Consider the following 20,349-nt stretch of genomic DNA (forward strand, 5'->3'; position numbering starts at 1 on the left):
ACTTACTTCTTATCTACACTATATTTTCCAGGGCCGATAAAAATCAAGCTGAAAAATACAATACCCAACTCTATTGCATGGCTTGCGCCTCTCAGGCCATCGCCTTTTCCAAAATGAACCAAAGCGGCTATAGCCATTGTAAAAACCAATAACATACAGGCAGGGCGAAAAAATAACCCCACAATTAACAAGAAGCCGCCAAAGGTTTCAGCTACGGCAGCCATAAAGCCCCAAAAAACGGGTAAGAAATCAATGCCGACAACTTTCATGCTGCCGCCTAAACCTGCCCAGCCAGAAGGACCGCCAGCCAATTTTGGAAAACCATGAATAATAAACATCACCCCTAAACCAATGCGGAGAATTATTAGGCCAGTGTTGCGATACTTACCCAAACTATCAAAAATTGCCATGTTATAAATATTTAAATTGAACGTCGTTTTTTTCTACTTTTAATTCTACTTCAGCCCCTAAAACCATACTTAAATTATTTTCAATATGTCCGGTGGGGAAATTGAAACAAACAGGATAATCGTAATCTTTCACGATATCCCAAATTACCTGCTCTGCCGTTTGGCCAAAAGAGATCTTCTCTTCTGCTATTTCATTAAATGCTCCGATAATTAAGCCTCGAAGGTTTTTTAGCTTTCCGGCACGCTTCAGCATTCTCAGCATTCTATCAATACTGTACTCTTGCTCACCCACATCTTCGAGAAATAAAATTTTATCATCAAAATCCATCTCCGAAACTGATCCCTGCATCATGACAAGTAATGTTAAATTTCCACCTATTAAAATGCCTGTTCCAACACCCGGTTGATTATTAAATTCGCTGTTATAATGATAAGTTTGCCGCTCACCAAAAATCACCTTTTTTAATGATGCTAAAGCTTCAGGGGTAGATTCATCGAAAGTGTAAGGCATTTGCGCATGTAAGCATTGCATCTGGGTTTGCGCTATAATGTGCGATAGTAAAATCGTCACATCACTAAATCCAATAAACCATTTCGGGTTCTGCTTAAACTTTGTAAAATCAAGCTCGTCGATAATTCGGATGGTGCCATAACCTCCGCGACCGCAGATAATCGCTTTCACGGTTTCATCATCCAAAAAACGCTGAATATCTTGGGTTCTCAATTGATCTGTACCGGCAAACTGATGGTGACTTGCATATACGCTTTCGCCCACTATAACTTCTAAGCCCCAATTTTCCAGAATGGAAATTGCACTATCAATGGATTTAGGTAATTTCTTTGCCGGACAAACTATGGCAATCTTATCTCCTTTTTTTAAATACGGGGGCTGCTTAATCATCTTTAAAACACTTATCTTTGCCAAATTAATAAAAATTGTTTTGGATAATAGTAAAATAAAAAGATATACCGTAACGGCAGCGCTTCCATATACCAATGGACCCGTACATATTGGGCACCTTGCGGGTGTTTACATTCCTGCTGATATATATGCTCGCTACCTTCGGTCGAATAAACGCGATGTGAAGTTCATCTGTGGGTCGGATGAAAACGGTGTGCCAATTACTTTGAAGGCAAAACGCGAAGGAATTACTCCTCAGGAAGTAGTAGATAAATACCATAAAATTATCGGCGATTCCTTTAAAGAGTTTGGGGTTTCTTTCGATATTTATCACCGTACCTCTTCTCAAACCCATCATCAAACGGCTTCAGATTTTTTTAAAACCCTTTATGATAAAGGTGTGTTTACCGAAGAAATTACCGAGCAATATTATGATCCTACGGCGAAACAATTTTTAGCCGACCGATACATCACGGGTACTTGCCCAAAATGTGGCAATGAGAACGCCTATGGCGATCAGTGTGAGAATTGTGGTTCTACTTTAAATGCTACCGATTTAATTAATCCAAAATCTACGCTTTCAGGAGATAAACCCATCTTAAAGGAAACTAAAAACTGGTTTTTACCTTTAGATCAATATGAAGATCGCCTTCGGACTTATATTGAAAGCCATAAAGAGTGGCGACCAAATGTTTACGGACAATGCCAAAGCTGGTTGAATGCTGGATTACAGCCCCGGGCCATGACTCGCGATTTAGATTGGGGCGTACGTGTTCCGCTTCGCGATGCCGAAGGTAAAGTATTGTATGTGTGGTTCGATGCACCGATTGGCTATATCTCTGCCACAAAAGAACTTTGTAACTATGCCAAACTCGATGTTTGGAATCCAAAAGCGGAAGAATATTACATCAGTAATTACGAAGCGGATAAATGTGGTTGGGAGGAATATTGGAAAAGTGATGAAACCAAATTGGTACATTTCATTGGCAAGGATAATATTGTTTTTCACTGCATCATTTTCCCGGCCATGTTAATGGCGCATGGCGAGTATACCCTGGCCGACAATGTACCAGCCAATGAGTTTCTAAACCTCGAAGGACAGAAAATTTCTACCTCTAAAAACTGGGCGGTTTGGTTAAACGAATACCTGCGTGAGTTTGAAGGCAAACAAGATGTGTTACGTTATGTACTTACCGCAACAGCACCGGAAACAAAGGATAACGATTTTACCTGGAAAGATTTTCAGGCCAGAAACAATAACGAGCTTGTCGCTATACTTGGCAATTTTGTAAACCGTGTAGTGGTACTTACACATAAATATTTCAATGGGATTGTGCCCACCTGCATGGAAATTACTGAAGTTGATCAAGCTGTAATTGATGAGCTGGCAGGTTATCCGGCAAAAATATCGGCTTCAATTGAGAATTATCGTTTTAGAGAGGCATTATCTGAAGTGATGAATGTTGCCCGTTTGGGGAATAAATATTTAGCAGAAACTGAACCCTGGAAGCTGATTAAAACAGATGAAGACCGTGTAAGGACCATTTTGCACTTGTCGCTCCAAATCGCAGCAAATATTCAAATCTTAATTGAGCCTTTCTTACCGTTTACAGCCGAGAAGTTGATGAAGATGCTGGTGAATGGTGGTCATGATTGGGATGATGCCGGAAGTGTGAGTTTGCTTAAACGCGGTCACCAGATTGGAGAAGGCGTACTTCTTTTCGAGAAAATTGAAGATGCTGAAATCGATTTTCAGATTGAAAAACTGAATCAAAGTAAAGCAACCAATGCCGCGAGTGCTGTTGTGGCTACTCCTGCTAAAGAGAATATTAATTTCGATGATTTTTCTGCAATGGATATCCGTGTGGCAACCATCGTAGCGGCCGAAAAGGTAGAGAAAACCAAAAAGTTATTAAAACTAACCGTAAATACCGGTATTGATGAACGAACCGTAGTTTCAGGTATTGCAGAATATTATAAGCCAGAAGATATTATCGGCAAGCAAGTGAGCATGATTGTTAATCTTGCTCCCCGTGAAATTAAAGGAATTTTATCACAGGGAATGATTTTGATGGCCGAAAATTCGGAAGGTAAATTAACTTTTGTTGCGCCGGTTGAAAAGTTTCAAGAAGGTAGTATTATTCGATAATATATCATTAGGATTTGCATCAAGCCCCGGAGTTATTCGGGGCTTTTTTTGTGCCTGATTTTATTGAGGCTATCCCAAAGGATAGCACTACCCTTTGGGATAGTAAGGAGGTTTGCTCAGGTGTTACGGCTAAATTTGTCTGGTAAATTTAAAAACAGGAAGCCTCATATTTTTTCGAAACCACTTAGTGGAATGAATCAATCTGATCGCTTCATCACCCTTAAAAAAATATATACAGATGAAAAATATCCTTCATATTATTTCAAGTCCTCGTGGAGAGGCCTCCATGAGCATTAAACTAGGTAATGCCATTGTCGATAAAATTCAATCGAAATACCCAGGATCAAAGGTTAAGGAGAGTAATCTTATCAACAAGCATTTCCCTCACCTGGAGGAAGCGCATCTCAACGCTTTTTATATGCCTGTTGAACAGAGAAGTCCTGAAAATCGGCTTGCGGTACAACATTCTGATGAGGCGATTCAGGAAATAAAAGATGCTGACATTTTAGTAATTGGTGTACCTTTTTACAATTTCGGCATCCATTCTACGCTTAAAGCATGGATTGATCACATCGCCAGAGCTGGCGTTACCTTTCAGTACGGAGCAAGCGGACCTGAAGGTTTAGTTAAAGGGAAAAAAGTTTATCTGGCCATTGCCTCTGGTGGCGTATATTCTGATGGGCCGATGCAGGCGTATGATTTTGCCGCACCTTATTTGAAAGCTGTTCTCGGCTTTCTGGGAATGACAGATGTTACTGTTTTCAGAGTAGAAGGCGTAAATATGCCTGATCTAAAAGAAACTGCTTTAGAAAAGGGGATAGAAAATATTGAAATTGCGTAATAATTTTTGCACTGATAAAAAATAAAAAGTTTGATTTCAAACTAAACCTGCCAAGCCATAAGCCACAGTAGCAGCTGCGACCTATTGGCTTGGTAGTTTAACTTACGGATCTAAAGTTCAAAATTTCCTTTCAAACCTATCTCCTGTTAACTGGTATACTCCACTTGGGTTTGCGCCGCCGAACCACAATTCGCCTTGCGGGGTTTTGTAGATTGTCCAGATGTGTTGGCTCTCCAGCCCATCTGCTTTAGTAAAATTTTTCATCAACTTTCCATCATATCGCCATACACCAGATCCTACGGTTCCAAACCAGATATTTCCAGCCTGATCCTCTGCAAGTGCAAAAACTTTTTCTAACGAATTCCCCCCGGTGTCGGCTTTTCTAAGTTTTTGTTCAACAGTAAAATTAACAGTCTTATTGCCGTCGTATCTCAATACACCTATCCCGTTGTTGCCAATCCAAAGGTTGCCTTCACGATCTTCCATGATGGCTCTGGCGTGAAGCCGCCTGGTTTTATCGCTCAAACCCAGAGTCGAGTCGTTCAGAATTTTAAAATTGTTCCCATCATAGCCCACTACTGCGCCATAGGAGCCAAACCAAAGTCTGCCATTTTTGCCTTTCACAAAAGCCGTGGAAATTGAGAAATGATTTTCATGCCCTATTCTGGAACGAATAGGAAATGTACGGTAGTAGAGCTTTTTTCCATCATATTCGTATACGCCGGGGTTGCCTTCAAGCTGATTATAGGCTTCCATCTCATTTCCCTTAAACCAAATACTGTTCTCGTTGAGCTTCCAGTCGTTTTTTTTATGGTAATCCTTCTGGCTATAAACTGCCATTTTACCGTCTTGATATCGGCTTAAGCCCCTGCCGCACTCAAACCAAACGATACCATTTTTATCTTCATAAATGTTCCTTACCTGATGATCACTTAAACCGTTCGCCTTACTAAAATATTGAAATTTCCCTTTATGAAGCAGCGCAACACCCTCCTGGTGACTGCCAAACCAGATATCTCCTTTGCGATCTGCAAAAATAGAGCGGATGCCAGTGGTGTACTTTAGCATTAAAGGGTTGATATTTCTTTGGCTGTATCGATTTTTGACAGTCAATCCGTTAATCCCTTTTCCAGCATTTGGGTCGATCATCGCTGCAACGATTAAGACGATTAATGAGCCGCCAAAAAGTAGCAGGTAAAGCCAAATTCGCTTCGCCTTCAACATCAAATTCCGATTAAACAGATACTGGTTTCCTGCAGGTGCGATCATTGTTTTCTCAAAAATTATTTCCGTTTGCTAAACAGCCATTTTGGAATCTCCTCAGTTAATAAAAAGGGGATTACAATGTTGTTATGGTTTAAATTGGTAAAGGTTGTGAAAACGAGATTTTTGTCGGAAACCAATCGATTAAACAAAGCCAAGCTACTCTGGTAAGGGTTTTCATCGTCTTTTTCGCCATGGATGAGCCAAATGTTTTTTTGACTAATCTTTTGAAGGTTAGAGAAATCTGAAACGGCTGCGATAGAAACTGTTGCTGCAAATTTGTCTGGCGCCAGGTTCAGTAGATTTTGTGCAGTAGAGGCACCCATTGAGTAGCCGATCAGGTAGATTCTATTTCGATCAATATCAGGATATTCATCTGTCAATTGGTCAATCAATTTCAATAAAGCAGAAACATCCGCAGAAGGTTTTGCAATTAAAGTACCCGCCTCATCCTTCGCATAATTGGACGATCGCCTGTTAAATTGCGGTGCCACCACATAGCATGGATAATCATGATAAATTTCAGGTCGGAGCCAGATTTTTGCCAGTGGCTCCAGTTGTTGCTCATTGTCATTTCCAATTCTGGTGGAGTTATGAAAAGTAATCACTAAAGGGTAACTCTTCTTGCCGGGTTTAGGTGCTTTAGGTAAAAGCAGTCGATAAGGAATTTGGATGCTATCAAGAATGAAATCCCTCTTGAGCCATACTTTAGAATTTAAGCTATTTACTATTTTCCTGTTCTGCAAGAAAGTCAAACTATCAACAATGGTTTCCTTTACAATCTTTTTTTGCGCAAAAGCAAGATTTGCATTTATTGTTAACAGGAAAAAAAGAGTGATTAAGATATGGTGGAATATTCGTTGGAGCATTTGTGTGATTAGCTTACTGGAGGCACTTAAATTCGAAATGTTGACAGGAGCAAGTTAGCTTATTTAAGCGATATTCAAATCTTTGTAAGCGGGACATAAATTCTTCCCATTACGTAGCCAATTGTTCTTAGCTTGGTCCATATCGATCGAGTAAAGCCTGCTGCTTTCTGGGTAATACGTTAAGCCAAAGACCTTGTCAAGCTCGGCCATTCGGCGGGCAATTTTAGGATCTTCAAAGCTTAATTTTTTCTCAATTACCTCGGGAATGATTTTGTGGTACAATCCTTCCAGATAATCTTCAAAATTCTGATTAAAATATATGTCGATTAAGCGCAGATTTTTGTTGTCGGATTCCACACTAGGTGCAGAATGCCTCTGAGAGCATAAATAGCAATTATTTTATTATTTCACTAGTACACATCAGCTTGTAAATCCTTCCTGGTTTAAGCCTATTTTTTAATCAAATAATGATATTGTACTCATTCTATGTGTCACTAAATCAATTAAATGAATGATGAGGATGATTTCTGAAAATCCAACTTGAAAGTGAATTCGTATTTAGGAATGTACATCTGGAACTAACTGATGTATAATTTAGGTTAAACACAAGTGAATCGCTCGTGTATTTAAACGTTACCTCAAGCACTTTAGACACACAAGTTAAAAAGTGATCACATCAGCAGATGCACAATATTGCATCTGCTGATTTTTTATGCTATATGTAGGTTAGCCTTTAGCGACTCTTTTCAACGGGTTTTTCGAAAGTAAATTTCAAATTAAGACGGCCAATAAAGCACGTTAAACTTATGTCCGTCTGGATCCGAAAAGCCAAAGGTGTAACCTTTTTGATAATTTTCTTTCCCGGCGTAAATAGTGGCTCCAGCAGCCTTCGTCTTTTCAAACCAGGCATCAACTTCTTCGCGGCTCTCTGCAGAGAGACTAAATATAATTTCAGTTCCGGTGTGAAGCGCCGTGCTTTCTAACTTTGCTGCATTGGTAAATTGCTGTTCCGTAAAGAAATGAATAATGAAATTATTATTGCCAAAAGAAAAGCTCACCAGATCGGTAGTTTGCTCCCCATTTTGTTTAAAGCCAAGCGCATTGTAAAATTCAGCGGTTCGGGCAAGGTCTTTTACGGCCAGATTAGCCCAGATCATTTTCGTATCCATAACAAAAATATGAGGTGAATATATAATGCAACAGATAACATCCGCTATTGTTTAGGATAGCCTCCTCCAAGGATATCATCCGAAACATTGAAAGTTATTTAGTTAAGGTTAAATATTGGTTTTGCGCCAACAGATGCGCCAAATTATATTTACACAACCCAAAATTGTTACCCCTAATAAATAGGTCGTGCGTTGGCTACATGAGCGTTTATGCCGTAGTTCCTTTTGGCGTCTTGGGAAGACAAGCTTAAATTCGTGTATTGTTGTATAGATACTTCCCAGCGTCACTTCTTAATATCCAGCTTTCAATGCTTTTCTTTCTTTTAAGGGGAAGGTTTAACTTATGGATATCAATGGTCAGCCTCTTGCTCACAAGTCAATCACCACCAATGCTCTCTCAACTCATCTTTCAAAAGTGATTCTGAGTTTTGCCTGCATACTTTACAAATACGCTCTAGCCGTTCATCTTCGAAAGCTAAATAGCCACAGGAATAACAACCTCAATTTGTTAAGAGATATGTTCACCTTCGATAGCTCATGTAAAGCTTTTAATGTCACATTTGGGGCAGATGTATAAAGACATCTTTGGTATTTGCTAAATCAATCAAGATTGAAAGGTTCCCATTTACAAGATTGACTTTCGCGGGTTGCACCAATACCCACTGGCATTTCATATAAATCGTTTATAGATTCATCAATTGCAGTTACTTCTTCTAGTGAAATCACTTTGTAATCGTCATCATTTGGATGGTCATCATGCCCACATAAGAATTGCCAAAAGCCATCTTCCGCTTCATGTGTTATATATAGTATTGGTCTTTGTTTGTTAAGAACATGCTTGCAAACAAAGCAAGCTGTGTTTTTTGGATTGTTAAATTTATAGTTCATGATAGTTGAGTAAGTAAGATATACAATATCTAAAATAGTTGCATTAACTAATGTTAAGAGGAAGTTTTGGATATGCTACAGTGCTTTGTTATCGATGTTGTATTTAAGAGGTAAGACGAATACGACTACAACTGTCTACCTTTTATAACGACTAGCAGTAGCGCCCATTTTTATATCGAAGAGATTGATAAAACAGATATGGTAGGAAGTTGTGCTAATCACAACTACCAGAACTTCCACCATGGCCTTGGTTTATCTATAATCTGTGTTTCACTGCTTATTACTGATGGTTGAACATTGTAAAACGAATCGAGTACTTTCTTTGTAAGCAAATCTACTTCGATTTGAAATTGCTTAGTAATATCTTGGTAATCAAAATAGGTTGCATATAGCTTACTACCCGTTATATTAGTCAGCTCAATATCATCGAAGCCGCTATACTCGAATAGACAAGTTTCATTACCGTGTATGTCAACTAATCTTAAGTCAAAACCATTTGAATAGTAAACAATAAGTTGCTCATCATCTACCAAAACCGTTTTAACATATGATGTTTCTGCGTTATAGACTAATTGATGAGTTGCGATATTAATTAGATAGGCTGAACCGCTAGCTATAACAAAAGCATATTTGCGATTATCCATTAGTCTAACTATCAGTGATTGATCAAGCCATCCTTTTTGAAATGAGCCCACCCATTCCTCTCCGTTAATGCTAGTAAATTTAACCCAAGAACAATCAGTATCAGTATTTCCGAAGTGCTTTTCTTGATACTCGCCTGAAGTTGGTCTATCGATAAATTCTGCAAACATTTGAAAAGATAATGTAAGTCAAGATAGTGGTTTTAATTGGATTGTAATTATGCTCACCGCCGGGAAACTGAGAGAATGTGTGAGGATCAGCAGTTGCACCGCAACGGTATCCGATCGACGTTTTAACACAAGCGATTGGTGAGATTTCTGTATCAATTCTACGAACTTATTCTAAGTGTTATCAAATCGTTAATTTGTCAAGTATGGAACGATTTGTTTAGCGAGATTGCTATAATTGCTGCTTACTATATAATATGAAAAACTCCCTCTCAATAATGCTACTAGCCCTTCTATTTGTGAGCTGTAAAAAGGATAGGCCTGACCTAACACTTCAAGGGGAATGGATTAGCAATGGATACAGCATAGCTTACTTCGATTCCAATAACCACCAAATCACTCCTTATATTCCCGAGTCTGATGTCCAGATCAAATTAACCTTTGATGGAGGTAATGTAAGTATTCTGGATTCATATAATAACGCAATAACAATTCCTTTCACCTCAAATAAATATGGCAAAGACATCAATCTTAGTTTAGGAGGGAAAGGTATTTACTTTGTCAATAACTGGAATGTTGTAAAAGAATCCGATGGCTCTTTGGCGCTAACAGGCGATATCACCCATGCGATGAGCCCGCCGTATTATGTTAATGGCAACAAAATAGAAGTAGATCATGTGTTGATCAAGTTGGACTTGAAAAGAGTAAACTGATAGGTTTTTATAAAGAACGCGTACCGAAGATGCGTATTGAGCGACCATCGTTGCAGTAAAGTTCGAAGAACGATGCAACGTTATGTTTTATTCCTTAGTCCTTCGCGGCTGTTACTAGATAAATAAACAGACCGACTCCAGTTCCACCAACTATAAAACCACTAATTAAATATAATGTCCCGTTGCCATTGGCAACCGTCCATGCATTTGATAAACAGTAAAAGCCCAATGCTATTAAAAACAGGGCTAAAATTGATATTAATGCGTTTACTATTGATGATTTCATTAGAACCAAATATAGCGTTTATAGTTGCTCACCGCCTGCGAACTGAGAAAATGTGTGAGAACTGGTAATTGCACAGCAAAGACTAAGCTTTTAAATTTCTCAGTAAACATTGGAAGGCTGTCTTCTTCCTTTTGTGCTTTTAGACGGCGTTCATCTCTTATCTTCTTTCGTCTGTCTCTATCTGCCACTCTATGGTGTATATGTATAAACCTACAAAACTTTACTCTTCATCACTTAAGCCACCCTTTTGAGGAAAGGTTGATAGGGCAGGTTTTATTCATCTTTTATAAGGGGCGAAACTCAGAAATCTGCGTCACCAGATGCGCCAAACCAATCTAAAAATTGGTGTTTTTGAGTTAAAAGTTTTATTATATTTGCAGAAATAATTAATTTTTCAATAGCAATAAATCATTATTTTATGCTGTCAATTAATTGATTATCAGATTGTAATAAACTATTTATTATAAGTTTAATCAAACTTGGTCCCGTAGTTCAACGGATAGAATAGAAGTTTCCTAAACTTTAGATATGAGTTCGATTCTCGTCGGGACCACTTTTATGTGTTTTAAAACGATTCAAAATCCTGTAAATCAATATGTTGCAGGATTTTGTTTTTTATCAAAAACCATCAAAAACAGGCTGTTTTCACCCACTTGGGTGAGTAATTCGGTGAGTTTTGGAAAGAATCGAATTTCTACCACGGATTGAGTCTAAAACACTGATTGTCAGCATGTTCGAATTCCGAACATCTTGATTTAGTCGGGTTGCAAATCTAACTTTGTTAACCTAGTAATTCAAGCGTATGAATCAGAACTTCAGCCTGCTTTTCTATCTGAAAAAGCAAAAAAAACACAGTGAAGATGGCCTTTCACCAATTTACCTTCGCATCAGCACTGGCGGGAAAAGATCAGAGATCTCTATCGGAAGGCAAATTGATCCCGATCAATGGGACAACAGTCGTAACAGGGTCAAGGGTACCCGCAAGGAAAGCCGTGCCCTCAACGATTATATGGGGAGTGTCGTAGGAAAGATCCGAAAGATTCACACTAGCATGATAGATCGTGACGAGGAAATTGATGCTGAGGCGATCCGCAACCATTATCTCGGGAAAGGTACCCGGTCGAAAATGATTCTCGAAATATTTGAGGAGCATAATATAAAGGTTGCCGAACTCATCGGAAATGGCTATAGCAAGAACACACTTAAGACCTACAAGAGCTCGATAAAACATCTGAAAGAATACATCAAAGCAACGTTAGATAAACCTGATTATCCTTTGATCAAAGTAGACTTTGGCTTCATTACCGGATACGAGCATTACCTTAGAGTTGAAAAGCAGTGCATGGCTATATCTGCGCAGAAGTATATCGTTCATTTAAAGAAGATCATATTTTTCAGCCTTGCAAGCGGCTGGATTGTCGCCAACCCTTTTCTTCATTATAAATTAACTGCCAAGCCTTCTCCAAGGACCTTTCTGACGCAGGCAGAGCTAGATGCCATGCGGTCGAAAAGGCTCCATGTACAGCGCCACGTTCAGGTAAGGGACATTTTTGTATTCAGCTGCTACACCGGACTGGCGTACATAGATGTGCAAAAACTCAAGAGAAGTGAGATCCAGATTGGCGATGATGGCAAGAAATGGATATTTACATCCAGGACAAAAACTGAGACACCCTCGCATATCCCTATCCTTCCAGAGGCAAGGGAAATTTTAGAGCGATATAAGGACCATCCCATCTGCGAGATAAAGGCTAAGGTTATTCAAGACTCTCAAAAATAATACAGGAGCCTAAATTAAATTTCAACTTTTAGGCTCAACTTTTCTTGCCTTCGTTTTCTTTATAGCATCGGTAATTGATGGAAATTGTTTATGCCACATGCTGGTATACATTCCATCCAATTTCACCAATTCTTGATGCGTTCCTTCTTCTATTAATTTCCCTTCTTTAAGCACTACAATTTTATCGGCATTAACCACGGTGCTTAGGCGGTGAGCGATTAAAATAATGGTTTTTCCCTGCTCACGAAGTAAAGATATTGCATTGTGAATGTGCTCTTCTGATGAAGAATCTAATGATGATGTGGCTTCATCCAAAATGAGGATTTCAGGATCCCGATATAAGGCCCGGGCAATAGCCAGACGCTGGCGTTGTCCACCAGATAAATTTGTAGCATTCTCACCAAGGTAAGTATCAAATCCGTTTGGCAAACGCTCAATAAAATCCATAATATTTAGTTGCGCACAAATGCGGATAATCTTTTTCATATCTGGCTCCATTTCACCAACAGCTATGTTTTCAATCACATTTCCAGCAAAAAGATGCACATCTTGAGGTACTACGGCAACGAGTTTTCTTAAACTTTCGTTGGTGATGTAATTGATGTCGAACTCACCAATCATAATACTGCCAGATTGCAATGGATAAATATTTTGGAGTAAAGAAAGTAAAGTGGTTTTGCCTGAGCCACTCTCGCCTACCACAGCTGTTATTTTTCCCTTTGGGATGTGGAGGTCGAAACCTTCAAAGACAGTAACCCGTGTACCATACCTAAAATTAACCTTTTTAAATTCAATATCACCAATCATATCAGTGGTAATATCCATCCGGTTTTCAGTCTTCTCCCGCTCCAAATCCATAATTTCAAAAAGCCTGTCTGCTGCAATCCGGGCATCCTGAAACACTTTGTTCATTCCAATTAAACTAATAACCGGACCTGTGAAATAGCCAATAATAGCGTAAAAAGAAAGCAGTTCGCCTGGTGTTATTAGATTTTGAAGTACAAAACTTGCTCCAGCCCAAAGCAAAATAACTGAAAATGTACTCGAAATAAAACCACTCGCATTACCCACCAAAAGAGAGTTAGTACCTGAAGTGTAAACTGTTTTCAGCAAGTTTATAAATCTGATTTCTGTTTTTAAATTAGAAAAATTTTCCAACCCGAAACGTTTAATCGTGCTTACCGAATTAACCGATTCCACCAGTTGATTTTCCAGTTCGGCACTCTTTTCCATCAGCTGCCGTTGTGTAGTCTTATTCAAACGATTCGAAATATAATAAACTAATGCATACAACGGAATAACGGTAAGCATAATTAGCGCAAGTTTCCAGTAATAGGTAAACATTAGCGCAAAAGAGAAAATGAGGATAAAAATATTGACTGCAAAACCCACCAGCACATCATTAATAAAGGCCCTGATTTTTACTGCATCGTTCATCCTGGAAATAATTTCTCCGACCCTCATCGTATCAAAAAATGCCTGTGGCAATTTTAGCAGATGCTTATAATAACCTAAAATCAACCTTGCATCTATTTGCTGACCAGTTTTTATTGTTAAAAGTGTTTTTGCATAGTTGATAAAAATTTGCAGGAGAATGATGATAATCATCACCGTGCCCATCAAATTAAGCAAGTTGGTATTGCCTTCCGGCAGCACATTATCAACTATTTTCTGCAAAAATATGGAAGTAGATAATCCTAAAATAGTGTAAAAAATGGCACCAATTAACACCTGAACCAATATCGACTTATGCGGCATCAAAAGGTATAAAAACCGTTTTTCGAGTGAAATTCGTTCTGTTCCAGCGGTAAAATCATCGCCAGGAAGCAACATAATTAAAACGCCGGTCCATTTTTGCCTAAATTCATTTGGCGTTAATCGCTGCATTTCTCCATAAGCCGGGTCCATTACCTCCACATAATTTTCAGTTACCTTATAAAGTACAATGTAATGGGCTAAGTTATTGTGGTTAACGTGGGCAATAACGGGTGTAGGTATAGTGAAAAGATTGTCATAAGTAGCCTTTACACCCTTTGCCGAAAAACCTAGCCTGGATGAAGCCTCGATCAACCCTAAAACATTAGTTCCTTTTTTATCAGTTCCGGCATATTGCCTTATTCTGGCAATTGGCAAATCCAATCCATAGTGAATGGAAATTGAAGCTAAGCAAGCGGCGCCACAATCTGTTACATCATGCTGTTTGATTATGCTGCGTTTAGCTTTCTTATTTGAAGCGAGTTTTGAGCTAAAAGCCTTAAAAATTTGACTTAATGATTTCATAGGCTAGACACTTGATTTTCTTTGCTTTCTGGTATTACATTTGGGTTCAACCAGTCGTCAGCTTTATCATATAACAATTGAAACAGCGTTCTTCTGGTTACGAAAAACCTTGCCTGCAGCGTCATCCCTTTTTTTATTTTACCCGTATAGCCGTTTTTGAGTTTTAAGCTGTTTTCATCGAGCAAGCAACGGACTTTGAAAAAAGGCTGAGATCCATTTTGCATAAAAACATCGCTGGAAACAGAAATTACTTTTCCGGTCGCCATTCCCCATTCGTTATAATTGTAGGCATCAATCTGGAACCTGGCCTTAGTACCCACTTTTAATAAACCAATATCTTTGGGTTGCACATAAGTTTCCGCAATTAACCCGGAATCTGGAGAAATTTCTCCTAGAATCTCATTTGCAGAAACAGAACTTCCGGGCTGTATTCCTTTTAGTTGTTGTACAGTGCCTGTTAAGGGAGCTTTAATGGTATAAAATTCTTTCTCTTCTTCGTATTGTTTATCTCTGGTGCCAAGTTGCTGGTTTTGGATGGAAAGTTGATTTAGTTCCATCTGCCATTTGCTGCCCTGTTCTTCACCGATTAGCCCCAACTCATTAAAAACGTTGTCTTTTTTAAGTTTCATTTCATCATATTCAACTCCTGAAACAGCCTTGCGGTTATACAAATAAGCATAACGCTCAAAATTTTTCAGCGCCAGTTGATAACGGGCTTTAGCTTCGGTAACCCGCTGCATAAAAAAACTATATTGCTGGCCATAAACGCCAGATTTGAGGGGTAACTTTTTCGACCAATCATTTCGTTTGTAAGCGCTAATCAGCAAACCCAAATCATGTAATTGATCTTTTACGTCGGTTTGCTGAAACTGATTTAAAGCATCCTGACTTTCTATGTTTTCCTTTTTAATGGTAAGTAAAACCTGGCCAGCTTTAACATGCATATTCTCTTTTACAAATAGAGAATCAATCCTCCCAGCAATTAGTGGCTTTATTTCATTTCGCTCTGCAGTAGGCCGGAAAAGGCCTGTGCTTTTAACATTCACATCAACTTTAATTAAAAAGATTGCAAAAAAGGAAATAACAAGGACCACCAGAATAACCTGATAAATTACCTTGGTATAAGAATTATGAGAATGAAAATGGTACTCTGCTGTATTTTCAATAATCTCTTTAGGAAATATGTATTTATCACTGTCCATATCTAAATTTTATATACGCATTTCAATTAATTTGGTTTTCGCGAACATAAAAAAAGACCAATATTCATGGTCTTTTTCTTGATATTTCTATTGATTTCTATTGACGAGCCCTAAGCCGAGATCGATATTGTTCCCTATTGAGATTTTGGTTTCGTTACGGCGATCACCATAATTACTAACAAATGTTATGCTCAATAAACTTTCTGATGATGCATGGATAGAAATTCCGGTAGCATTATAATTATTCCCAAAAATTCCACCCCCATTAATACCCATCATTTGTTCTTTAGATAAATTTTCCATGACGTTCCATTTTTTAATAATGTAAAAAAGGGATTCTGGTAAGAATCCCTTTTAATTAATTGAGCTTAATAAAATTAGCTAGTTAAGCTTTGGAATAACCCTTGTAAGCTTCCACCAATGTTATTCCCTAAAGAGAACGAGGTTTTACTCGATTCATCTCCGTCTTGTGTTTCATTCGAAAATGATAATAAATTACCAATTCCAATTGATCCTAATAATCCACCTGAATTCGATGAATCATTACCACCAAATAAACCACCACCGTTGATTTCTTTCATTTCGTTTAAATTTAACTCTTGAAGTTTCATAACGTTTTAATTTTAATTTTGCCTACTCTGTTTGAGGTTTTCGGCTACTCCTTTAATTTATCGCCTTTAAGTGCGAGGTTAATTAAGAAACGAATGTTATTGACAAACGGTTTTTATAAGTGCCTGATTAGTAACAACAAGAGAGAATAAATTAAACTTTAAGGTTGTTTATTTTTTAACAATATTTATCTGTTTCACCCGTTCGCGTGAAATAACTAATGCTAACGAAAAGATAAAGTTCATTCATCCAAATTAAATTAACTGATCTCCTTCGTCTATTGATCTTAATCAGCTAAAATAAAAGAGGCAAACTGGCTCGGCCTTTTAGAACATTGTTTCCCATTATGAATGACACATTATTGCATATGCGATGGCAAACATATTAACGCACCGCCTAAATTCCTGACGTTACGTAACCCAACTATATATTCTATGGCAAACACTAAGCTTAGTTCGGATTCGTGCAATTTTCAAGGATCTTTATGCTCATATCAATACCCATTATGGATCTAGACATTTGAGATAATATATTCTTTCCCGATTTGGAAATAAATTTATAACTCATTTCAATCTCATCATAAGCAGCCTTCAATAACGTAACATTATTTTTTCCTAAGGGCTTAGTCGAACAGGATGTTAGTATGAAACCAACCTCAAATAACAATATCAGTGTAAAATACTGATATTGATTCAGCGCAAAATTAGTTGACAACGACTTTTTGAGAGCCCTTAATTTGGATATTTCAGTCTTAGATCTAAACAGGGCTCTTATTTTTCCACTTGGCTTTTGATAGGACTTAAGATTCCTTTTAAGTTAATGTCTCAAAAAAGGAACTTAATTTGGGAAATCAAAGGTTGACGCTTTGAGTGTTCAATCTTGCTAGTGTTCATTTGTAATAGTCGATAAAAAAAAGTTCGAGAAGAAAGTGTATCCATATTATTAGCTTGTTTTTCTGATATCTTATTACGAAATTTAGCTCATTAGATATTGCAATATTTAGACTGATATCTGTGGTGAGTAACAGGTGAGTTTTGAATAAAAATATCGTGAAAGGTGCTTCTAAATGCCTTTAAATGCATTGGGTTCGATTCTCGTCGGGACCACTTTTTATGTTAGCCCTTAAGCCTTAAAGACCACCTTTAAGGCTTTTTTATGAGTGCCCTGAAAAGAAAACGGGAATCATCCAATTTTGGACAATTCCCGTTTGATCTAAATTAACGCTCTCGTATATAATACGATCAGGTACGATGTTTATTGTGCGGCGCTTAATTTAAATCATCGCCAACTTCTTTCGCAACCTTGAATCCAGGATCACCCACGCAAGGAATATCACACCGGCTACTGCAAGCCAAAGCCAAATGGCTGAACTCAAATCTGATTTTTTGAGATGTTCCTCCAATTGAGTCTTTTTTATTTTTGTGGCCTGGGTTTGCCGGTAATTAACGCCAATAATTTGATCCTCCTTGCGCTTCATCTGCCTTTGTTGCTGTAATTTTCCTTTCCACACCAATTGGCTGGCCATGCCTTTGTATCCGTTAACGGCATCATAAGTGAAAACGCCAAGGGGTGAAATCTCCACCAGGTAATCTTGCCGGGAACTGTCGGTAATTAATTCATTGGTGCTAGCAGCGATCGATAAATCCGTATTTATTACAATGGCTTCCGCTTCGGAGGTACTTGCTTTCAGAAGCTGTTTATCTTTAATACTCCCACAGGCGGTGGTGAGGCTGATGATCATCAACAACAGTCTAAAATTTCTCATGCTTTGCTTCCTCCTTCCCTTTGGTCCAATCGGCAAAATACCGGATGGTATTTACCAATCTTCGTTTTCGATACACGCCATCACCTTCCCTGCTTCCGGCAACATTGGTATTGCCTTCAATGGTGATGATCCAATGCCCCTCCAGGTGCTCTACAAAACCACAATGGGCAATCCTTTTTAAAGCAGGAAAATAGATGCCAAATACAGTTGCAGGTTGGATGTCAGTTGTATGTTTCTGAAGCGGAAACAGCGCAGGGCTCCAGGCGGTTTTAGGCTGACCGAAACCTGCCCTTCCAAATACCCAGCTTACAAAGGCGGCACACCAGGGCGCTCCCGTCTGCTCCCCGGTATAGGCAAGGTATTGCGCTACGTTTAAACCGTCGTTTTTGCCTGTAGCCTCCCGCACACCTATCTGAAATTGTGCTATGGAGATAATGGCATTTTTATCCGCATAAGGGACTACCTTTCTGGAAATAAGATGCAAAGGCTTTGCTTTTCTGTAAGCCACACTAAAGGCTGGTAACTGCTTACTAGCAACTGCCGACTCCAAAGTTCCTGCTCCAAACTCAGCCCGGCCTACAAAACCGCCGCCAGGCAGCCCACTCCAGCCAAAAGCAGCAAGGCAAAAGATGCCCAGTAAAATCCTAATTGTTGCCATGTCATTAATGTTTGAAATTGTGAAACCATCTGTTTAGTTTGGGTGAGGCCGGCCAAGCGCCAAAAACGGTTAAGCAACAACCAGCAGAAAATTAGTAGTATGAAATAGCAAGTAAAACTCAATAGAATTACTTGAACAACTCCGGCATCAAGCAGGCCAGCAGTGGGCTCCAGGTAGCCAATAATCTTTGGGAGGCTGAACCATAAACCTAAAAGAAGCAAAGGCATTACCAGATGAATGAATGGAATTTTGAGCAGCGCCTGGCTGCCTAATAATAGTGTTTTCATGATTTTGATTTTTAAGAAAAGCTGCCTGATGCGGAACATCTCAAGAGCCTTTTGGCTTTAAAAAGGCGCCCCACATCAAACAAACTTTAAGTGAATAATTAAGGCATGGTAAACGAACCAAGGTATTGACTGTTGGCTACAACATCGCCTTCTCTTTTTAAAGCAAACGCCCAGGTATAAAATACATCCCCGGCAAACTCAGGCCCTATGCTAACGGTATAGGTCAAATCAGCCCGGCTCATTTCCTCATAAATGAGATACATCATTTTCGGTTCATTGAAAATAATGACAATTAATGCATCATCGGCAAACGAATTGTACCTGTTCAAGATGTTTTGCCAGGTTAAGATTAAATCACTTCCCTGCAAAGTAGAGCCGAGACCATGGAATACTGACAGTGAGCCCTTGCTCATTACCATCTTTGAATAATCTACTTCAAAATCAGGATAAACCCCACCCACGGCCTGTGTTAGAAAGACCTTTACCGCAGCATTATAGCCCGTGATCTTGTTTAACTTTTTATCACCAAAACCAATGTTAAGAATGTCTTTTATTGGCCTTAGATACAGAGGAGCCAGGGCAAATTTTGCCCGTTGTGTAATCTGGTCTATCGTTGCCACTTTGGTACTTTTTTTCGGCAAACCTTTTAGATAATCAATACTACGCCAGCTACTGCCTACAACGCTTCCTACTTTACCAGAGAATGTGCCGTTGGCACCTTTTGAATAACTTCCCATAATGTTAAATTTTAAAATGTGATCATTGTTTAAATGGATGTTGAATACCGGTATATTTTGAAATCCATGATCAAACATAGTCCACATTATTAGGCTGAAATGCATTTTAGGCTGTATTGGGACGAGATGATCTAATATGGGCTGAAGTGAACCATAGACGATGCAATTCTCTTTTACGGATCGAAATCGTTTAGGTTTTGAACCATATAGAACATATAGTTTTTCTCTTTTCATCATTTGCCAGGCTGGATAACATGATTGCTATAGCGATATGCAGAGTCAACAATCCCATCCAACCAATCCATCATCTCGACCGTAGCGGAGAGATCTTTTAAGACGGGTATTAATCTCGCCAGTTGTCATCCTGAGCTTGTCGAAGGACCTCTTCAATCTTTCCCAGTAAGATTACAATCATTTAGGTTTTGAACCATATAGGCATATAGAACATATAGCTTTTCTCCTTTCATCATTTGCCAGGCCTGATAATATGATTGCTATAGCGATATGCAGAAATACCAATCCCTCATCCAACCATTCCGTGATCTCGACGGTAGCGGAGAGATCTTTTAAGACGGGTATTAATCTCGCCGGTTGTCATCCTGAGCGTAGTCGAAGGATCTTTCGCCTCAATGGAAGCAACCTTCATTGTTCTTAATAAAAAAAGCAAAAAATCTCTCTTGTAAATTACGACATGCTTTCCTTGCGCAGCCAGAACAATTTGTTTAGCGCTCGC

General features: G+C 38.7%; 20 protein-coding genes and 1 tRNA gene. 5 read left to right on the forward strand and 16 right to left on the reverse strand.

Annotated elements, in window-relative coordinates; all coding sequences use genetic code 11:
* Positions 1-2: 2 nt before the first annotated feature.
* Both ACZZZK_RS13865 and ACZZZK_RS13870 read right to left on the reverse strand, forming a co-directional pair.
* Positions 3-410: a DoxX family protein gene (locus ACZZZK_RS13865; RefSeq protein ID WP_463484644.1), complete on the reverse strand. Its 408-nt coding sequence runs from the start codon at positions 408-410 to the stop codon at positions 3-5.
* Between the two features lies 1 nt (position 411).
* On the reverse strand, positions 412-1,311 hold the full coding sequence (locus ACZZZK_RS13870; protein ID WP_463484645.1) for a S66 peptidase family protein: 900 nt from the start codon (positions 1,309-1,311) through the stop codon (positions 412-414).
* Between the two features lie 40 nt (positions 1,312-1,351).
* On the opposite strand from ACZZZK_RS13870, the gene metG reads away from it, so the two are divergent.
* Positions 1,352-3,460 carry a methionine--tRNA ligase gene (gene metG / locus ACZZZK_RS13875; protein ID WP_463484646.1) on the forward strand — a complete coding sequence of 703 codons (2,109 nt, stop codon included), beginning with the start codon at positions 1,352-1,354 and terminating at the stop codon, positions 3,458-3,460.
* 238 nt (positions 3,461-3,698) lie between these two features.
* Complete coding sequence (locus ACZZZK_RS13880; protein ID WP_463484647.1) at positions 3,699-4,301, forward strand: FMN-dependent NADH-azoreductase; 603 nt, start codon at positions 3,699-3,701, stop codon at positions 4,299-4,301.
* Between the two features lie 117 nt (positions 4,302-4,418).
* Here the strand turns inward: ACZZZK_RS13880 and ACZZZK_RS13885 are convergent, their stop codons facing one another.
* The 6 genes from ACZZZK_RS13885 to ACZZZK_RS13910 form a co-directional block, all read right to left on the reverse strand.
* On the reverse strand, positions 4,419-5,570 hold the full coding sequence (locus ACZZZK_RS13885; protein WP_463484648.1) for a ligand-binding sensor domain-containing protein: 1,152 nt from the start codon (positions 5,568-5,570) through the stop codon (positions 4,419-4,421).
* A 14-nt stretch (positions 5,571-5,584) separates the two neighbouring features.
* Positions 5,585-6,433 carry a carboxylesterase family protein gene (locus ACZZZK_RS13890; RefSeq protein ID WP_463484649.1) on the reverse strand — a complete coding sequence of 283 codons (849 nt, stop codon included), beginning with the start codon at positions 6,431-6,433 and terminating at the stop codon, positions 5,585-5,587.
* Positions 6,434-6,496: 63 nt separating this feature from the next.
* Complete coding sequence (locus tag ACZZZK_RS13895) at positions 6,497-6,790, reverse strand: hypothetical protein (protein WP_463484650.1); 294 nt, start codon at positions 6,788-6,790, stop codon at positions 6,497-6,499.
* Positions 6,791-7,209: 419 nt separating this feature from the next.
* Positions 7,210-7,602, reverse strand: a complete 393-nt coding sequence (locus tag ACZZZK_RS13900; RefSeq protein ID WP_463484651.1) for a VOC family protein — start codon at positions 7,600-7,602, stop codon at positions 7,210-7,212.
* Between the two features lie 600 nt (positions 7,603-8,202).
* The gene (locus ACZZZK_RS13905; protein WP_463484652.1) at positions 8,203-8,490 is read right to left on the reverse strand and encodes an immunity protein Imm33 domain-containing protein; all 288 of its coding nucleotides are present in this window, start codon (positions 8,488-8,490) and stop codon (positions 8,203-8,205) included.
* A gap of 224 nt (positions 8,491-8,714) precedes the next feature.
* A complete protein-coding gene (locus tag ACZZZK_RS13910; RefSeq protein WP_463484653.1) occupies positions 8,715-9,302 on the reverse strand; it encodes a hypothetical protein in 588 nt (195 codons plus the stop codon).
* Between the two features lie 254 nt (positions 9,303-9,556).
* Between ACZZZK_RS13910 and ACZZZK_RS13915 the strand changes: the two genes are divergently transcribed.
* From ACZZZK_RS13915 to ACZZZK_RS13925, 3 genes are all read left to right on the forward strand, one after another.
* Entirely contained in the window at positions 9,557-10,012 is a 456-nt protein-coding gene (locus ACZZZK_RS13915) for a hypothetical protein (protein WP_463484654.1), read from the forward strand.
* A gap of 767 nt (positions 10,013-10,779) precedes the next feature.
* A tRNA-Arg gene (locus ACZZZK_RS13920) sits at positions 10,780-10,851 on the forward strand.
* Positions 10,852-11,100: 249 nt separating this feature from the next.
* Positions 11,101-12,078, forward strand: coding sequence for a phage integrase SAM-like domain-containing protein (locus ACZZZK_RS13925; protein WP_463484655.1), 978 nt, complete (start codon positions 11,101-11,103; stop codon positions 12,076-12,078).
* A 21-nt stretch (positions 12,079-12,099) separates the two neighbouring features.
* Here ACZZZK_RS13925 and ACZZZK_RS13930 read toward each other — a convergent pair whose 3' ends face one another.
* The 8 genes from ACZZZK_RS13930 to ACZZZK_RS13965 all read right to left on the reverse strand — a co-directional run bounded on the left by ACZZZK_RS13930 (position 12,100) and on the right by ACZZZK_RS13965 (position 19,616).
* On the reverse strand, positions 12,100-14,358 hold the full coding sequence (locus ACZZZK_RS13930) for a peptidase domain-containing ABC transporter (protein WP_463484656.1): 2,259 nt from the start codon (positions 14,356-14,358) through the stop codon (positions 12,100-12,102).
* Entirely contained in the window at positions 14,355-15,560 is a 1,206-nt protein-coding gene (locus ACZZZK_RS13935) for an HlyD family secretion protein (protein WP_463484657.1), read from the reverse strand. The genes ACZZZK_RS13930 and ACZZZK_RS13935 overlap by 4 nt, the downstream gene beginning before the upstream one ends.
* An 87-nt stretch (positions 15,561-15,647) precedes the next feature.
* Positions 15,648-15,863: a hypothetical protein gene (locus ACZZZK_RS13940; protein ID WP_463484658.1), complete on the reverse strand. Its 216-nt coding sequence runs from the start codon at positions 15,861-15,863 to the stop codon at positions 15,648-15,650.
* Positions 15,864-15,937: 74 nt separating this feature from the next.
* Positions 15,938-16,171 (reverse strand): hypothetical protein, encoded by a 234-nt coding sequence (locus tag ACZZZK_RS13945; RefSeq protein WP_055907032.1) that lies wholly within the window; start codon positions 16,169-16,171, stop codon positions 15,938-15,940.
* A gap of 1,271 nt (positions 16,172-17,442) precedes the next feature.
* Entirely contained in the window at positions 17,443-17,910 is a 468-nt protein-coding gene (locus tag ACZZZK_RS13950) for a hypothetical protein (RefSeq protein ID WP_463484659.1), read from the reverse strand.
* Positions 17,911-17,920: 10 nt separating this feature from the next.
* Positions 17,921-18,592 (reverse strand): C40 family peptidase, encoded by a 672-nt coding sequence (locus ACZZZK_RS13955; RefSeq protein WP_463484660.1) that lies wholly within the window; start codon positions 18,590-18,592, stop codon positions 17,921-17,923.
* Positions 18,511-18,879 carry a hypothetical protein gene (locus tag ACZZZK_RS13960; RefSeq protein WP_463484661.1) on the reverse strand — a complete coding sequence of 123 codons (369 nt, stop codon included), beginning with the start codon at positions 18,877-18,879 and terminating at the stop codon, positions 18,511-18,513. Before ACZZZK_RS13960 ends, ACZZZK_RS13955 begins: the two co-directional genes overlap by 82 nt.
* Positions 18,880-18,977: 98 nt before the next feature.
* Positions 18,978-19,616, reverse strand: coding sequence for a DUF6266 family protein (locus ACZZZK_RS13965; protein ID WP_463484662.1), 639 nt, complete (start codon positions 19,614-19,616; stop codon positions 18,978-18,980).
* Positions 19,617-20,349: the final 733 nt, after the last annotated feature.

The organism is Pedobacter sp. AC163 (genome assembly GCF_979258665.1).

Bases quoted from the DNA above. Each gene is read 5' to 3' on its own strand.
- ACZZZK_RS13865 (WP_463484644.1), bottom strand. From the start codon at position 410: ATGGCAATTTTTGATAGTTTGGGTAAGTATCGCAACACTGGCCTAATA.
- ACZZZK_RS13870 (WP_463484645.1), bottom strand. From the start codon at position 1,311: ATGATTAAGCAGCCCCCGTATTTAAAAAAAGGAGATAAGATTGCCATA.
- ACZZZK_RS13880 (WP_463484647.1), top strand. From the start codon at position 3,699: ATGAAAAATATCCTTCATATTATTTCAAGTCCTCGTGGAGAGGCCTCC.
- ACZZZK_RS13885 (WP_463484648.1), bottom strand. From the start codon at position 5,570: ATGATCGCACCTGCAGGAAACCAGTATCTGTTTAATCGGAATTTGATG.
- ACZZZK_RS13890 (WP_463484649.1), bottom strand. From the start codon at position 6,433: ATGCTCCAACGAATATTCCACCATATCTTAATCACTCTTTTTTTCCTG.
- ACZZZK_RS13900 (WP_463484651.1), bottom strand. From the start codon at position 7,602: ATGGATACGAAAATGATCTGGGCTAATCTGGCCGTAAAAGACCTTGCC.
- ACZZZK_RS13905 (WP_463484652.1), bottom strand. From the start codon at position 8,490: ATGAACTATAAATTTAACAATCCAAAAAACACAGCTTGCTTTGTTTGC.
- ACZZZK_RS13910 (WP_463484653.1), bottom strand. From the start codon at position 9,302: ATGTTTGCAGAATTTATCGATAGACCAACTTCAGGCGAGTATCAAGAA.
- ACZZZK_RS13915 (WP_463484654.1), top strand. From the start codon at position 9,557: ATGAAAAACTCCCTCTCAATAATGCTACTAGCCCTTCTATTTGTGAGC.
- ACZZZK_RS13925 (WP_463484655.1), top strand. From the start codon at position 11,101: ATGAATCAGAACTTCAGCCTGCTTTTCTATCTGAAAAAGCAAAAAAAA.
- ACZZZK_RS13930 (WP_463484656.1), bottom strand. From the start codon at position 14,358: ATGAAATCATTAAGTCAAATTTTTAAGGCTTTTAGCTCAAAACTCGCT.
- ACZZZK_RS13935 (WP_463484657.1), bottom strand. From the start codon at position 15,560: ATGGACAGTGATAAATACATATTTCCTAAAGAGATTATTGAAAATACA.
- ACZZZK_RS13940 (WP_463484658.1), bottom strand. From the start codon at position 15,863: ATGGAAAATTTATCTAAAGAACAAATGATGGGTATTAATGGGGGTGGA.
- ACZZZK_RS13945 (WP_055907032.1), bottom strand. From the start codon at position 16,171: ATGAAACTTCAAGAGTTAAATTTAAACGAAATGAAAGAAATCAACGGT.
- ACZZZK_RS13950 (WP_463484659.1), bottom strand. From the start codon at position 17,910: ATGATCATCAGCCTCACCACCGCCTGTGGGAGTATTAAAGATAAACAG.
- ACZZZK_RS13955 (WP_463484660.1), bottom strand. From the start codon at position 18,592: ATGGCAACAATTAGGATTTTACTGGGCATCTTTTGCCTTGCTGCTTTT.
- ACZZZK_RS13960 (WP_463484661.1), bottom strand. From the start codon at position 18,879: ATGAAAACACTATTATTAGGCAGCCAGGCGCTGCTCAAAATTCCATTC.
- ACZZZK_RS13965 (WP_463484662.1), bottom strand. From the start codon at position 19,616: ATGGGAAGTTATTCAAAAGGTGCCAACGGCACATTCTCTGGTAAAGTA.